The organism is Aeromicrobium sp. S22 (genome assembly GCF_009661045.1).
GTDB classification, from domain to species: domain Bacteria; phylum Actinomycetota; class Actinomycetes; order Propionibacteriales; family Nocardioidaceae; genus Aeromicrobium; species Aeromicrobium yanjiei.
In genome coordinates this window covers 117,315-132,547 of sequence record NZ_WJWV01000003.1, presented here as the reverse complement: position 1 = coordinate 132,547, position 15,233 = coordinate 117,315, and the positions used below count along the sequence as shown (strand labels likewise).

Genomic DNA, 15,233 nt, shown 5'->3' with positions numbered 1-15,233 from the left:
CACCCTGATGCCATGCGTCCTGTCCTTTGGCCAGTCGCCGCAGCAGCGGCCGGGCTGGCGTACGCCGTGGCCGAGACCCGTGCGTTCACGGTCCGCCACGTGACCGTGCCCGTGCTCGCTCCCGGATCCGCCCCGCTGCGCGTGCTGCACCTGTCCGACACCCACATGACCCCTCGCCAGCAGCGCAAGCAGCAGTGGCTGCGCGAGCTCGCGGCCCTCGAGCCGGACCTCGTGGTCAACACCGGCGACAATCTCGCGCACCTCGACGCGGTGCCGTCGGTCCTCGACGCGTACGGCGACCTGCTCGACCTGCCGGGCGTGTTCGTGTTCGGCTCGAACGACTACTTCTCCCCCGTCCGCAAGAGCCCGACCGGCTATCTGACCGGTGGGACGGGTGCGGGCACCAGGGGCGCGTGGGAGCGCGAGCGGGACCTGCCCTTCGAGAGGCTGCGCGCCGCGTTCACCGCCCGCGGGTGGACCGATCTCGACAACCGGCACGGGGAGCTCGAGGTCGCCGGCCGACGCCTGGCCTTCGTCGGCGTGGACGATCCGCACCTCAACTACGACGTCCTCGACGACGAGCCGGCCGACGCGTCGGCCGATCTCGCGATCGGGGTGGCCCACGCGCCGTACCTGCGGGTCCTTGATCGCTGGAACGCACTCGGCTACCCGCTGATCCTCGCCGGGCACACCCACGGCGGGCAGCTTCGGGTGCCGTTCTACGGCGCCCTGGTGACCAACTGCGACCTCGATCGGGCCCGCGCGAGAGGGCTTCACCGCCACCACACGCCCGGCAACGAACCGTCCTGGCTGCACGTCTCGGCGGGCATCGGGACCTCCCCGTTCACCCCCGTTCGGTTCTCGTGCCGCCCCGAGGCAACACTGCTCACCCTCACTGGGATAGACTCGTCCGGTCCCCGCAGGTAGGGGGCGTCGGGCTGTGGCGCAGCTTGGTAGCGCGCGTCGTTCGGGACGACGAGGCCGCAGGTTCAAATCCTGTCAGCCCGACACAGTGAAGGAGCCGGTCCACCGCCAGGTGGGCCGGCTCCTTGCGTTCTGGCGCCTGCGGACTCGGGTGTGACCTGACGCACGGTGTGCCAAACTGGGCCGCATGGTCGACGAGCAGGAGCCCACCAAACGGGTCGTCAAGCGGGTGGTCAAGAAGACCGTCGTACGCCCCGGCGCCCCCGGCGCGACCAAGCCGCAGGTTCGCTACGGGCGTCCCGTCGCGACCGCCACCAAGCCCCGCGCCACCGCGCAGTCCAAGACCGCCGCGCAGTCCAAGGCCGTCGACAAGAAGGCGCCGGCCACGAAGCGGTCGCCCCGCGACCTCGGCGTCAAGGTCACGGCCGGCGGCCGCCGCGTCGGTGACGCCTGGACGACCGTCGCCGGTCGGGCCGGCTCCGCCGCGCGCACGTCCGGCACCACGCTCTCGACCCGTGCCCGTGCCGTGGCGGCCTGGCGCCTGCCACACATCAATCTCTATCTCGCGTCGGTCATCACCGGCGTGGTCGTCGGCATCGCCGCGGTGCTGCTCGGTGTCATCGCCCTGCGGATCTTCGACGCGGTGCGCGGCGTCTCGGCCGGCGGCGGGCTCTGGGGCAGCATCGCGTTCATCGCGATCGCGGCGGCCGCCGTGTTCGCCGGCGACGCCCTGCTGCGCGGATTCGGCTCGACGGCGGCACGGCTGACCAGCTTCCTCGCGGTCGTGCTGTCCGTCGTCGCGATGCTCGGGCTGTTCCTCGACCTGCTCGACCGGCAGCCGTCGACGGCCCTGTTCCTGGTCCCCGCCCTCGGAGCCGTGGCCTTCGTGGCGTCGCACTGGCTGATCGACGCGGCCGAGAAGACCCCTACGCTCGTCGAGTGACCGAGATCCTCTGGCAGCCGCTTCTCGACGGCTCGTCCCGCGTCGAGCAGTTCATGGCCGCTCTCGAGCCGGACGGCGGGCGGGCGTTCAGCGGCTACGAAGACCTGTGGCAGTGGTCCGTGGACGTCCCCGAGGCGTTCTGGACGGCCCTGTGGCAGCACGCCGACCTGCCAGCCGACGGTGACCCCTCCCCCGCCCTCGCCGACGCCTCGATGCCCGGCTCCAGCTGGTTCCCGCACGTCCGGCTCAACTACGCCGAGGCCATGCTGCGGCTGGTCGACCGCGCCGACGACGACGTCGTGGTGGTCGCCCGCTCCCAGAGCCGCGACGACGTCACCCTGACGGCGGCCGGTCTGCGCGACCAGGTGGCGCGGGCCCGCGCGGGCCTCGTCCGCGAGGGAGTCGTCGCGGGTGACCGCGTCGCGGCGTACTCGCCCAACGTCCCCGAGACGCTGGTGCTGCTGCTGGCGGCTGCGAGCCTGGGCGCGGTCTTCTCCTCCTGCGCCCCCGAGTTCGGCACGCAGAGCGTGATCGACCGGTGGCAGCAGATCGAGCCCACGGTCGTCCTGGCGGTCGACGGCTACGTCTACGGCGACAAGGCGATCGACCGCCGCGCCGAGGTCGAGGCCATCCGCGCGGCGCTGCCGAGCGTCCGCACGCTGGTGTGGCTGCCCTATCTCGACCCCGCGTCGGCGGCACCCAACGGGGCCGTCACGTGGGCCGACCTCACCGACCGCCCCGGACCGCTCGAGTTCGTCCGGGTGCCGTTCGGCACCCCGCTGTACGTGCTGTTCTCCTCCGGCACGACAGGTCTGCCCAAGCCCATCGTGCACGGCCACGGCGGCATCACGCTCGAGCACGTCAAGGCCCTCGAGCTGCACCACGACCTGGGCGCGGACGACCGCTTCTTCTGGTTCTCCACGACCGGCTGGATGATGTGGAACCTGCTCGTCTCGGGCCTCGCCGTGGGGTCGACGATCGTGATGTTCGATGGCAACCCCGCGTACCCCGACCTCGGCGCGACGTGGCGCATGGCCGAGGAGCTCGGCATCACCTACTTCGGCACCAGCGCGCCGTTCCTGCTGCAGTGCCGCAAGGAGGGCATCGTGCCGCAGGATCTCGCCGACCTGTCCCGCCTGCGCGGCGTGGGCTCCACCGGCGCCCCCTTGCCCGCCGAGGGCTTCCGCTGGGTCTACGAGGCCGTCAGCCCCACCGCACAGCTCGCCTCGATCTCCGGCGGCACGGACGTGTGCTCGGGCTTCGTGGGCGCCTCGCCCATCGTCCCGGTGTACGCCGGGGAGATCTCCTGCCGCATGCTCGGCAGCGCCGTCGAGTCGTACGACGAGGACGGCGAGCCGGTCGTCGGCTCGCTCGGCGAGCTGGTCATCACCGGTCCGATGCCCTCGATGCCCGTGGGCTTCTGGGGCGACGACGACGGCTCGCGCTACCGGGCGGCGTACTTCGAGGACATCCCCGGGGTCTGGCGCCACGGTGACTGGATCACGATCACCGACCGCGGCACCTGCACGATCACGGGCCGCAGCGACGCGACGCTCAACCGCGGCGGGGTGCGGCTCGGGACCTCGGAGTTCTACTCGGTCGTCGAGTCGCTGCCCGAGGTCGCCGACAGCCTCGTGGTGCACCTCGAGGACGACGAGGGCGGGGCGGGGACGTTGATCCTGTTCGTCGCGCTGGCCGCTGGAGGCACGTTGGACGACGCGTTGACCCGGCGGATCGCGACCGAGCTGCGGACCCGCCTGTCACCCCGCCACGTGCCTGACGTGGTGCGGCAGGTGCCGCTGCTCCCCCGCACCCTGTCGGGCAAGAAGCTCGAGGTGCCGGTCAAGAAGATCCTGCGCGGAGCCGCGATCGAGGACGCCGCCGCCAAGGGCGCCCTCACGGACCCGTCGGCACTCGACGTGTTCGTCGACGTCCGCGCCGAGCTGACGCGCGGGCGCTAGACCAGCAGCTCGGCGATCTGGATCGTGTTGAGCGCCGCTCCCTTGCGGAGGTTGTCGCCGCTGACGAACAGGGCCAGACCGCGCTCACCCGGGGCGCTGCGGTCCTGGCGGATCCGCCCGACGAGGCTCGGATCGGAGCCGGCGGCCTGCAGCGGGGTCGGCACGTCGACGAGGCGGACGCCCGGTGCGGAGCCCAGCAGCTCGGTCGCCCGGGCCACCGACAGGTCGTTCGCGAACTCGGCGTTGATCGACAGCGAGTGCCCCGTGAAGACCGGCACGCGTACGCAGGTGCCCGAGACGCGCAGATCGGGCAGGTGCAGGATCTTGCGGCTCTCGTTGCGGAGCTTCTGCTCCTCGTCCGTCTCGAACGATCCGTCGTCGACGACCGATCCGGCCATGGGCAGCACGTTGAACGCGATCGGGGCGACGTAGACGCCCGGATCGGGGAAGCCGACCGCCGAGCCGTCGTACGCGAGCTCGTCGGCCTTCTCGATGACCGCGGACGCCTGGCCGTGCAGCTCACGGACGCCGGCGATGCCGGAGCCGGAGACCGCCTGGTAGCTGCTGATCACGAGCCGGACCAGGCCGGCCTCGTCGTGCAGCGGCTTGAGGACGGGCATCGCGGCCATCGTCGTGCAGTTGGGGTTGGCGATGATGCGGCGGTGCGCCTTCTGGATGTCCTCGGGGTTGACCTCGCTGACGATCAGCGGGATCTCGGGATCCTTGCGGAACGCCGAGGAGTTGTCGATGACCATCGCGCCGGCCTCGGCGAACCGGGGCACCTGGACGCGGGACGTCGTGGCGCCCGCGGAGAACAGGGCCACGTCGATGCCCGAGACGTCCGCGGTCGCAGCGTCCTCGACGACGATCTCCTCGCCCCGGAACGGCAGGGTCTTGCCGGCGGAGCGGGCGGAGGCGAAGAAGCGCACCCGGTCGGCCGGGAAGTCACGCTGCTCCAGGATCGAGCGCATGGCGACGCCCACCTGACCGGTGGCGCCGACGACGGCGAGCGTGGTCATCGTCCGGTACCTCCGTAGACCACGGCCTCGACCTCGTCGGTGCCGAGCTCGAACGCGGTGTGGGCGGCGTTGACGGCCGCATCGATCTGGTTCTCCATCACGATGACCGAGATGCGGATCTCGGAGGTCGAGATCATCTCGATGTTGACCCCGGCGTCGGCCAGCGACTGGAAGAACTTCGCGGTGATGCCCGGTGACGACCGCATGCCGGCGCCGACGATCGAGACCTTGCCAACGCTGTCGTCGTACTGCAGGCGCTCGTAGCCGACCTCGTCCTTGAGCCGGGCCAGCGCCGTCATCGCGGTCTGGCCGTCCGCACGGGGCAGCGTGAACGAGATGTCGGTGAGGGCCGTCGCGGCGGCGGAGACGTTCTGGACGACCATGTCGATGTTGATCTGGGCGTCGGCGAGCGCCTGCAGGATCGCGGCGGCGAAGCCCACCTTGTCGGGCACCCCGACCACGGTGATCTTGGACTCGCTGCGGTCGTGCGCGACGCCGGAGATGATCGCTTGCTCCATGTGGCCCTCTTCGTTGGTGCTGCCGGTGGGGATGACGTCCTCGGTCCTGACGACCCACGTGCCGACCTTGTCGGAGAAGGACGAGCGGACGTGGATCGGCATGTCGTTGCGGCGGGCGTACTCGACGCACCGCAGGTGCAGGATCTTGGCGCCGTTGGCGGCCATCTCCAGCATCTCCTCGTACGAGATGCGGGGGATCTGCCGGGCGTTGGCCACGATGCGCGGATCGGCGGTGAAGATGCCGTCGACGTCGGTGTAGATCTCGCAGACGTCCGCCTGCAGCGCTGCCGCGAGCGCGACCGCCGTCGTGTCGGAGCCGCCGCGGCCGAGCGTCGTGATGTCCTTGGTCGTCTGTGAGACGCCCTGGAACCCCGCGACGATCGCGATCGCGCCCTCGCCGAGGGCGGCCTCGATGCGGCCGGGGGTGACGTCGATGATCTTGGCGCGGCCGTGCTCGGAGTCGGTGATGACGCCGGCCTGCGAGCCGGTGAACGAGCGCGCCTCCTGACCGAGGTTGCCGATCGCCATCGCGAGGACAGCCATGCTGATGCGCTCGCCGGCGGTCAGCAGCATGTCGAGCTCGCGGCCGGGAGGCAGCGGCGAGACCTCGTTCGCGAGCTCGATGAGCTCATCGGTGGTGTCGCCCATGGCCGAGACGACGACGACGACGTCGTGACCGGCCTTCTTGGTCGCGACGATGCGTTGGGCGACCCTCTTGATGCTGGTTGCGTCGGCAACCGAGGAGCCGCCGTACTTCTGGACGACAATGCCCACGGGACTGTCCTACCTGGAGGAGAGGTACGGGATGCGCGACGCTGCGCAGCGCTGAGTCTACCCGGTCGTCTCGCGGGGCATCATCGGGATTCCGCCCGTGAGACGGCAGCCCCCGAGCGGCTCAGCCGATCGTCGTACGACCCTCGAACGCCCGGCCGAGGGTGAGCTCGTCGGCGTACTCCAGGTCGCCGCCCACCGGCAGGCCGCTCGCGAGCTTGCTGACCCGCAGGCCGTACGTCGAGAGCATGCGGATCAGGTAGGTCGCGGTGGCCTCGCCCTCGAGGTTGGGATCGGTCGCGATGATGACCTCGGTGACCACGGCGTCCTGCAGCCGACCGAGCAGCTCCTTGATGCGCAGCTGGTCGGGGCCGATGCCCGCGATGGGCGAGATCGCACCGCCCAGCACGTGGTAGCGGCCGCGGAACTCACGCGTGCGCTCGATCGCGATGACGTCCTTGGACTCCTCGACGACGCACAGCACGCTGGGGTCGCGGCGGGGGTCGGCGCAGATGCGGCACTCGGTGTCGACCGTGACGTTGCCGCAGATCGAGCAGAAGTGGACCTTCGCCTTCACCTCGACCAGGGTCGCGGCGAACCGGCGGACGTCCTCGGGGTCTGCGTCGAGGAGGTGGAACGCAATCCGCTGCGCACTCTTGGGACCGATGCCGGGCAGCTGCCCCAGCTCATCGATCAGGTCCTGGACCACGCCGTCATACATAGGTGTTCAGGGTAGGCGCTCAGCCCTGAGCCCCGTCACCCGACTCGCGGTCGAACAGCGGCTCACCTGCGAGGATGCGCACGAGCTGCTCGACCCGCACGTCCTCGCGGGCGGTGTCGACGTGGACCGTCGCGATCAGCGCCTCGCCGTCGAGCATGTGCACGATCCCGATGACGATGGCGTCCAGCTGCTCGGCGGGCATCGCCGCGGCGATCGGCAGCGCCCGCCCGAGCTCGATGATCTCGCGGTGATAGCGGTCCGCGAGCGGTGCGAGCCGGTCCCGCAGGTCGACGTCCGCGCGCGCCGCGACGAGCAGCTCGTACCAAGCGGCGTTGACCGGCGCCCGGGTCGCGCGGCGCAGCAGGCGTACGACCGCGGCCACGTCGAACTCCTCGAGCTGTGCCAGACCGGCCCGGAAGTCCACGAACTGGCGGGCACGGACCGCGTCCGCCGCGGCGAGGATGACGTCGAGGCGCGAGTCGAAGTGCCGGAACAGGCCGCCCTGGGAGACCCCCGCCCGCCGAGCGATCTCGGCGGTCGTCGTGCGGGCGTACCCGACCTCGCCGAGCGCCTCGACCGTCGCGTCGACGACTGCCGCGATCGTGCCCTCCCGCCGCTCGGCCTGCGTACGGCGGGGGGTCGCGGTCACGACCTCTACTGTGCCACCGCCGGCTCGGCGCGGCGGACGGGCGTCACGGTGCCGCGACGCTCGCCGGCGCGCAGGAAGCGGCCGGTGCCGAGCGTACGTCCGTAGCCCTCGACGAAGTCGCCGCGCTCGAACACCACCTCGCCACTGACGACGGTCGCCGAGACCGCGGCGTCGTTGCGGTTGACCATGCGGCTGATGTTGCCGAACGCGGGCATGAGCGCCTCGTGGTAGCTGTCGACCTCGTCGCTGAGACCGGCCGGATCCACGACCACGATGTCGGCTCGGTCGCCGAGCCGGATGTGCCCGGCGTCGATGCCGTAGAAGTCGCCGAGCTCGCCGGTCAGCTTGAAGATCGCCTTCTCGACGCTCATGAACGGCGTGCGGCCCGACTGCGCCTGGTGGACGCGGTTGAGCAGCCGGATGCCGAAGTTGTAGAACGCCATGTTGCGCAGGTGCGCACCGGCGTCGGAGAAGCCGATCGTGATGCCGTAGCGGTTGATGAGCTTGTCCTGGACCTCCGGACGCGTGTTGGCGATGTTGGTCTTCCAGCGCAGACCGGTGCCGTGCTCGACCACGAGGTCGAGATAGCAGTCGACCGGGTGGAGGCCGCGCTGCCGGGCGACGTCGCCGATCATCATGCCGACCAGGGCCGGGTCAGGGCACTCGGTGATCTCGGCGTCGTCGAAGTCGCGGTGCCAGACCCGCGGGGAGAAGCGCTTGTCGAAGTCGCGCCGGAACCAGCGGCGGTACGCCTCGTCGCGCAGCAGCTCGTTGCGGCCCATCTCCTCGCGCAGGTGCAGCGCCTCGCGTCCCGAGCCGAACTCCTCGAACACGACCAGGTCGATGCCGTCGGCCCACACGCGGAAGGTCGTGGGCAGGTGCTGCCACGTGAACCTGCCCCGGCCGATCTTGTTGGCGAGGAGCGCGAGCGGCTCGAAGATGCGCTGCACCCACGGCTCGGCCTTGGTGTCGGCGGCCGCGAGCAGCGAGACGCGCAGGGGCTTGCGGCCGAGACCCGTCGAGGTCGCGAGGTAGAACGCGATGTCGTACTTCTTGTTGAGGTTGGGCACGCCCTGCAGCACCCGGTCGCGGCGGCGGAGCACGCGGCTGAGGCCCCGGAACTCCTTCCAGCTCGAGTACGTCGAGGGCAGCGAGCGCGAGCGATAGCGGTCGCCATCGAGCTTGTCCCAGGGATTCGTCATGGTCGAGATGCCGAGGAAGCCCGCGTCGAGGGCGTCCTCGAGGCGGCGCTCGATCTCGGCCTGCTCGCCGCGGGTCGCCTTCTGGGCCGGGTCGGTCGAGCGGCCCATCCCCATCACGCTCGCACGGACGTCCGAGTGGCCGAGGAACGAGGCGACGTTCGGGCCGAGCGGCAGCGCCTCGAGCGCGTCGACCCACCCCTGCGGCGTCGACCACGTCTTGGCGTCCTCCAGCGAGGACAGGACGTGCGTGCGCGGCAGCGCCTCGACCCGGCTGAACAGGTCGGCGATGTCCAGCGGCGAGGAGTAGACCGTCGACAGGGAGCAGTTGCCGACCAGGACCGTCGTGACCCCGTGGCGTACGGACTCGTTGAGGCCCGGGGCCACCTGGAGCTCGGCATCGTAGTGGGTGTGGGCGTCGACGAAGCCCGGCATGACCCACTGGCCGGCCGCGTCCACGACCCTCGTGCCGGGGCCCACCGGGAGCGGGCTCGGGCTGACGGCGGCCACCCGGCCGTCCCTGACCCCGACGTTCGCGACGACGCCGGGCGCCCCCGTGCCGTCGAAGTACGTACCGCCGTTGATCACCAGGTCGAGCTCGTTCATGTGGCCTCCGTCACATCATCGTGACCGCCAACATAGCGAGCAACCACTCGCTATGTCCACGTTTTCCACCGCCCGATCCGCGAGTGGCGCAGAAGTGGACGACACGCCGTCTCACTTTCTTCAGTCCGCGCCAGTCGCGGATCGGTTTGCGCCACTCGCGGATCGAGTGAGGAACGCGCGGAGCATGTCGTGGCCGCGGGGGGTGAGGATCGACTCGGGGTGCATCTGGACGCCCTCGACCGGGTGGGTGCGGTGACGGACGCCCATCACGATCCCGGACGCGGTGCGGGCGGTGACCTCGAGATCGGCCGGCAGGGTCGCCGGGTCGATCACCAGCGAGTGGTAGCGGGCGCACACGAGCGGGGACGGCAGCCGGTCGAAGACCCCGCGTCCGTCGTGGTGGACCAGCGACGGCTTGCCGTGGACGATCTCGGGCGCCCGCACCACCCTGGCGCCGTGGGCCTCACCGATCGCCTGGTGCCCGAGGCACACCCCGAGCGTCGGCGTCGTCGGCCCCAGACGGCGGATCGCCTCGACGCTGATGCCGGCGTCGGCGGGCGTGCCGGGACCCGGGGAGACGACCAGGTGGGTGAAGTCGCCCCGCGCACGCGCCGCCACGAGCTCGTCGACCGTCACGGCGTCGTTGCGCACCACCTCGGCGGACGCGCCGAGCTCACCGACGTACTGGACGAGGTTGTAGACGAACGAGTCGTAGTTGTCGATGAACAGCACCCGCGCCGCCGAGCCGTCGGTGGGCGGTGCGCCCGCGTCCACTTCGGACGCCCGGCTGGACGCAAGCGCACCGCCGCCTGGGGCCGGTGACCAGAGGGACTGCAGCTCCTCGGCGAGCCACTCGGTCGTACGCCCGACCGCCCACGTGCCGACGCCCTCGACCGCCACGACCGGGACCACGCCGCGCAGGGCGTTGGTCGCGAAGAGCTCGGTCGCGGCCCTGAGGTCGTCGGCGGTCAGTCGCCTCTCGAACACCGGGATCGTCGCATCGCGCAGGATCTCGATGACCCGGGCCCGGGCGGTGCCGGGCAGGATGCGCCCGTCGGTCGGCGGGGTGTGGACGCCGTCGTCGAGGACCACGAACAGATTGGCCCGGGCCGTCTCCAGGACCGCACCGTCGTCGGACGTCAGCAGCAGGTCGTGACCGGGGCCGCGATCGTCCGCCAGGGCGCTGCGGTCGATCCACTTGTGCCGACCCCAGCCGGCACCCACCGGTCGCGGCGTGAGCGTCCACGGCCCGGTCGGCGGGCCGACTGGACTGGTCGCCACCGTGACCTCGACGCCGCCGTCACGGGGCACCGCGTCGACCCGCAGGCGGTGCCGACCGCCCAGGGTCGCCGCCCGGCGGACGACCACGTCGTCGAGCGACGCCCGGATCGACGTCCCGTGGACCGTGCGGACGCTCTCGTCGAGGCGGGTCAGGTGAGCGTCCAGGTCGACGACCCGTCCGTCCACCACCAGCATCGTGTCGAAGATGCCCTGCGCCTCGTCGGCGGCACGGACGCTGCGTGCTTCCGGGGGGCGTGGAGGATCGGGGGCCGGCGCGTCGGTGACCAGGTCGAGGCGGCCTCCGATCGCCTCGATCAGGGGCCGGGCCTTGACCAGGCACTCGGCGTACTCCCCCTCGGGGGTCGAGTCCGCCACGACTCCCCCGCCGACGCCGAGCCAGATCGAGCCGCCCGCGATCTCGAACGTGCGGATCACGACGTTGAGCTCGAGCCCCGCTGCCGGGCTGACGTGGCCGATCGCACCGGTGTAGGCCTCGCGCCCGGTCGGCTCGAGCACGTTGATGATCTCCATGGCCCGCACCTTGGGTGCACCGGTGACCGATCCGGGCGGGAAGGTCGCACGGAGCAGGTCCGAGTCGCGCACCCGGGGCCCGACGTGCCCGACGACGTCGGAGACCAGGTGCCACACCGCGTGGCGCTCGGCGCGGGTGAGCGCGGGCACCCGAACGGATCCGGGCACGCTCACCCGTCCGAGGTCGTTGCGCATCAGGTCGACGATCATGACGTTCTCGGCACGGTCCTTGGCCGAGGCCACCAGCTCGTCCGGGTCGGTGTCGAGCGGGGCCGTCCCCTTGATCGGCGAGCTCAGCACCTCGTCGCCGGTGCGCCGCAGGAACAGCTCGGGCGAGAGGCTCACCAGCGCACCCTCGGGACCGGACACGTACGCCGCGAACGCCGGGTGCAGACGCTCGACGCCCGCGCAGAAGACGTCGAGCGGATCACCCGCGAACGGCGCCTCGAGGCGGGCGCACAGATTGGCCTGGAAGATGTCGCCGGCCGCGATGTGCTCGAGCACGGTCGCGACCGCCGCGCGGTGGCCGTCTGGTGTCGGCGTCATCGCGAACGAGCCCACGTCGTACGCGCGGGGACCCGGGGCAGCAGCGCCGAGGGCCTCCACGACCCGGGCGTCGCGCTCGTCGTCGCGGGTCAGCGACTCCAGCCACCACACGCCGTCACTGAGCCGAAGGACGTGGTCGTAGAACGCGAGGCGGTGGTCGGGCTGCGGGATCGGCCGGTGAGGGGTGGGCGGCAGGTCCTCGACGAGCCGGCCGAGCTGGTAGCCCCAGGCGCCGATCCAGCCGCCGCCGAAGCCGGACACGTCGGGCGGCAGCGGGTCGAGGTCGATGCCGCTGAACGGATCACCCTCGAGCACCCGGCACGGGTCGAAGGCGATCAGCGCCTCGCCGTGGTGCCAGTCGCCGAGCAGCGCGACCAGCCGGTCGCGACCGCGGAAGCGCCGCAGGACGTCGAGCGGATCCGCCTGGAGATCCAGGCGTCTCCGGACGAGCTCAGTCCGCGGGGTGCTCGTCAATGACCTGCGCCCCGAGCTCCCGGCTCAGCAGCAGCTCGGGATCGAGGACCTCGTGGTCGACGACGGGATCGTTGCGATCGGCGGACGCGTCGGGGTCCTCGCGCGTCTGAGGGCTGTGCTGCTCCCTCATCGCCTGGCGGACCGAGTCGGGCACCGCCACAGGGGGCGTCGAGGGTGCCGACGAGGTGGGAGCCGCGGCCGGGCGCGAGGAGCCGTCGTCGTAGTCGTCGACCACGCCGGGGCGGGTGCCCGGGTCGACGATCGCCTCGATGCGCCAGGTCACGCCGAGGACCTGGTGCAGGGCCTTTTGGACGTAGTCGGCCGATCCGCTGTTGATGAACGAGTCGCGTGCGCCGGCGTTGACCAGCGCGATGGTCAGGACCTGACCGTCCAGCGCCATGACCTGCGCGTTCTGGCTCAGCATGATCCAGGCGAAGCGGCGCATGTCGCGGATCCGGTCGAGGATCTCGGGCCAGAGACGTCGTACGTCGGCGATCGTCAGCGTGCCGGCCGGCTCCTCCACCTGCGGTGCAGCGGGAGCAGCGGGAGCAGCAGGCTCGGGCTCGGGCTCCGCGACCGGTGCGGGTCGCTGGGCGACGGGGGGCGCGGACGGGGCGGGCTCGGCCTGGACGGGCGGCGCGGGCTCGACGCGTTCGGCCTGCACGGGCGCTGCGACCGGCTGCGGGGCCGGGGTCGGCTGCGGAGCCGGGGTCGGCTGCGGAGCCGGGGCAGGCTGGACCGCAGGCGGGTGCACCGCGGCGGGACTCGCCTCCGGGGCGCCCCCGTCCATGTGCAGGCGACGCTCGACCCGGTCGAGGCGGGCCTGGAAGCCCTGCGTGGAGTTGTCGGCCCCCGGCACGAGGATGCGGGCGCACATGAGCTCGAGGAGCAGCCGCGGTGCGGTCGCCCCGCGGAACTCCATCAGCGCCGCGTTGACGATGTCGGCCGCGCGGGTCAGCTCGGACGGGCCGAAGCCGTTGGCCTGGGTGACCAGGCGCTCCGCGCGGTCGCCCGGCACGTCGAGCAGCCCCTTGTCGAGGGCATCGGGCACCGCGGCGACGATCACGAGGTCACGCAGCCGCTGCAAGAGGTCCTCGGCGAAGCGGCGCGGGTCCTGGCCCGTCTCGATGACCTTGTCGACGACGCCGAACACGGTCGACCCGTCGCCGGCCGCGAAGGCGTCGATGGCCTCGTCGAGCAGCGAGTCGGGCGTGTAGCCGAGCAGCTGGACCGCGAGGTCGTACGTCACGCCGTCGGGCCCGGCGCCGCCGAGCAGCTGGTCGAGCACGCTGAGCGTGTCACGGACCGATCCCTGTCCCGCGCGGACGACCAGCGGCAGCGCGGTCGGCGCGAGGGTCACGCCCTCGGCCTCGCACAGCTGCATGAGGTAGTCGCCGAGCGCCTTGGGCGGCACCAGCCGGAACGGGTAGTGGTGGGTACGCGAGCGGATCGTGCCGATGACCTTGTCGGGCTCGGTCGTCGCGAAGATGAACTTCAGGTGCGGCGGCGGCTCCTCGACGAGCTTGAGCAGCGCGTTGAAGCCCTGCGGGGAGACCATGTGGGCCTCGTCGATGATGTAGACCTTGTAGCGGCTGCTGACCGGGGCGAAGAAGGCCCGCTCGCGCAGGTCGCGGGCGTCGTCGACACCGCCGTGGCTGGCAGCGTCGATCTCGATGACGTCGATGCTGCCCGGCCCGCCGCGCGCGAGGTCACGGCAGCTCTGGCACTCGCCGCACGGATCGGCGATCGGCGCCTTCTCGCAGTTGAGCGCACGCGCGAGGATTCGGGCGCTGGTCGTCTTGCCGCAGCCTCGCGGGCCCGAGAAGAGATACGCGTGGTTGACCCGGTTGGCGGCCAGCGCGTGGCGGAGCGGATCGGTCACGTGCGCCTGCCCGATCACCTCGGCAAACGTCTCCGGCCGGTAGCGGCGATACAGCGCGAGGGGGGCATCCACACGTAGAGACTAACGACCGCCCCCGACACTGGCGACCACCGGACGCCCCGACCCAGATCTGCGGACTGTTGCACGGAATCCGTGCCGCATTACGTGCAGAAGTCCGCAGATCTGGGCGGGGGTCAGTCAGCTTGGGAGGTCGTGGGCCGCCAGCCAGCGGTCGACCGTGTCGTACGCGGCCCGGCGCGGCTCCTCCTTGGAGATGAACACGTCGTGGCGGGCGCCCTCGATCGGTTCGACGGTCACGGAGTCGCCGAGGCAGCCCGACCAGCGGGCGATCTGACGGACGTCGAGCACCGCGTCGGCCTCGTCGACGGCCGGCGAGTACTCTCGCGCGAACTTCGTCCTGGTCGAGCGCAGCACCAGCGACGGCACACCCACGTCGAGGCCCCGGTGCAGCTGGGCCTGGCCGCGGCGCACCGCGGTCAGCCAGCCGTACGAGACGGGGAACCCCTCGAGCGGCTTGTAGACCGTGTTGAAGTCCCACTCGCCGTGCGCGGTGACGTGCAGGCTCGTGCCGTACGCATTGGTGGGCGGCAGCTTGATGAGGTCCTTGGGCCGGACCTTCGCGACCAGCCCGATCCCCCGCGTGCCGATCGTGCGCATCCAGGCCTTGCCCTGCAGGTCGAACCACGGGCTGTTGAGGATGACGCCCGCGATGCCGGCGCCCTTCGAGCCGCCCGGACGACGGTTGAGCCGGTCCAGCCACAGCGGGATGATCAGGCCGCCGGTCGAGTGGCCCGACAGCACCACGGGCTTGCCGTCGGTCTCGTCGCGGATGATCGCGAGCGAGGCGTTCAGCTCCTGGTCGTACATCGCGAGATCGGACACGTAGTGCCCGGTCTGCCCCTCACGCCGCGAACGCCCGCACTTGCGGAGGTCGAGCGCGTAGAACGCGTAGCCGCGCTCGGTGAAGAACTCGGCCAGCTCCTTTTGGAAGAAGTAGTCGCTGAAGCCGTGGACGTACAGCACGGCCGCGCGGAGGTCCTGCGGCGGCGTGTGCCGGATCAAGGTGGCCTCGATCGTGCCCTCGCCGTCGGGATCGGTGCCGAGGGCGATCGTGCGCCTCTCGTAGCCGTCGCCGAGCTCGTCGGCCTTCCAGGTGCTCATCTGACTCCTCGTTTTGGACTCGGCCG

General features: G+C 71.4%; 11 protein-coding genes, 1 tRNA gene and 1 pseudogene. 4 read left to right on the top strand and 9 right to left on the bottom strand.

Annotated elements, in window-relative coordinates:
* Positions 1 to 12 precede the first annotated feature (12 nt).
* The 4 genes from GEV27_RS13570 to GEV27_RS13555 all read left to right on the top strand — a co-directional run bounded on the left by GEV27_RS13570 (position 13) and on the right by GEV27_RS13555 (position 3,828).
* Positions 13 to 927: a metallophosphoesterase gene (locus GEV27_RS13570; RefSeq protein WP_153909585.1), complete on the top strand. Its 915-nt coding sequence runs from the start codon at positions 13 to 15 to the stop codon at positions 925 to 927.
* A gap of 7 nt (positions 928 to 934) precedes the next feature.
* Positions 935 to 1,008, top strand: a tRNA-Pro gene (locus GEV27_RS13565).
* A gap of 103 nt (positions 1,009 to 1,111) precedes the next feature.
* Positions 1,112 to 1,867 (top strand): hypothetical protein, encoded by a 756-nt coding sequence (locus tag GEV27_RS13560; protein WP_153934849.1) that lies wholly within the window; start codon positions 1,112 to 1,114, stop codon positions 1,865 to 1,867.
* Positions 1,864 to 3,828, top strand: a complete 1,965-nt coding sequence (locus tag GEV27_RS13555) for an acetoacetate--CoA ligase (RefSeq protein WP_309222246.1) — start codon at positions 1,864 to 1,866, stop codon at positions 3,826 to 3,828. Before GEV27_RS13560 ends, GEV27_RS13555 begins: the two co-directional genes overlap by 4 nt.
* Here the strand turns inward: GEV27_RS13555 and GEV27_RS13550 are convergent.
* The 9 genes and pseudogenes from GEV27_RS13550 to GEV27_RS13515 form a co-directional block, all read right to left on the bottom strand.
* On the bottom strand, positions 3,825 to 4,847 hold the full coding sequence (locus GEV27_RS13550) for an aspartate-semialdehyde dehydrogenase (RefSeq protein ID WP_153909588.1): 1,023 nt from the start codon (positions 4,845 to 4,847) through the stop codon (positions 3,825 to 3,827). The genes GEV27_RS13555 and GEV27_RS13550 overlap by 4 nt on opposite strands.
* Entirely contained in the window at positions 4,844 to 6,139 is a 1,296-nt protein-coding gene (locus GEV27_RS13545) for an aspartate kinase (RefSeq protein WP_153651421.1), read from the bottom strand. The genes GEV27_RS13550 and GEV27_RS13545 overlap by 4 nt, the downstream gene beginning before the upstream one ends.
* A 121-nt stretch (positions 6,140 to 6,260) precedes the next feature.
* A complete protein-coding gene (gene recR / locus GEV27_RS13540) occupies positions 6,261 to 6,857 on the bottom strand; it encodes a recombination mediator RecR (protein ID WP_108576614.1) in 597 nt (198 codons plus the stop codon).
* A 19-nt stretch (positions 6,858 to 6,876) separates the two neighbouring features.
* The gene (locus GEV27_RS13535) at positions 6,877 to 7,506 is read right to left on the bottom strand and encodes a helix-turn-helix domain-containing protein (RefSeq protein ID WP_309222245.1); all 630 of its coding nucleotides are present in this window, start codon (positions 7,504 to 7,506) and stop codon (positions 6,877 to 6,879) included.
* 5 nt (positions 7,507 to 7,511) lie between these two features.
* Positions 7,512 to 9,311, bottom strand: a complete 1,800-nt coding sequence (locus GEV27_RS13530; RefSeq protein ID WP_153934847.1) for an amidohydrolase family protein — start codon at positions 9,309 to 9,311, stop codon at positions 7,512 to 7,514.
* Positions 9,312 to 9,431: 120 nt separating this feature from the next.
* Positions 9,432 to 10,043 (bottom strand): anthranilate synthase component II, encoded by a 612-nt coding sequence (locus tag GEV27_RS18330; RefSeq protein WP_375335596.1) that lies wholly within the window; start codon positions 10,041 to 10,043, stop codon positions 9,432 to 9,434.
* Between the two features lie 174 nt (positions 10,044 to 10,217).
* Positions 10,218 to 12,143 (bottom strand): annotated as a pseudogene (locus tag GEV27_RS13525) (aminodeoxychorismate synthase component I); the annotation flags it as partial.
* Positions 12,121 to 14,097 (bottom strand): DNA polymerase III subunit gamma and tau, encoded by a 1,977-nt coding sequence (locus tag GEV27_RS13520; RefSeq protein WP_309222244.1) that lies wholly within the window; start codon positions 14,095 to 14,097, stop codon positions 12,121 to 12,123. The gene GEV27_RS13520 and the pseudogene GEV27_RS13525, both read right to left, overlap by 23 nt.
* A 126-nt stretch (positions 14,098 to 14,223) precedes the next feature.
* Positions 14,224 to 15,207 (bottom strand): alpha/beta hydrolase, encoded by a 984-nt coding sequence (locus tag GEV27_RS13515; RefSeq protein ID WP_153934846.1) that lies wholly within the window; start codon positions 15,205 to 15,207, stop codon positions 14,224 to 14,226.
* Positions 15,208 to 15,233: the final 26 nt, after the last annotated feature.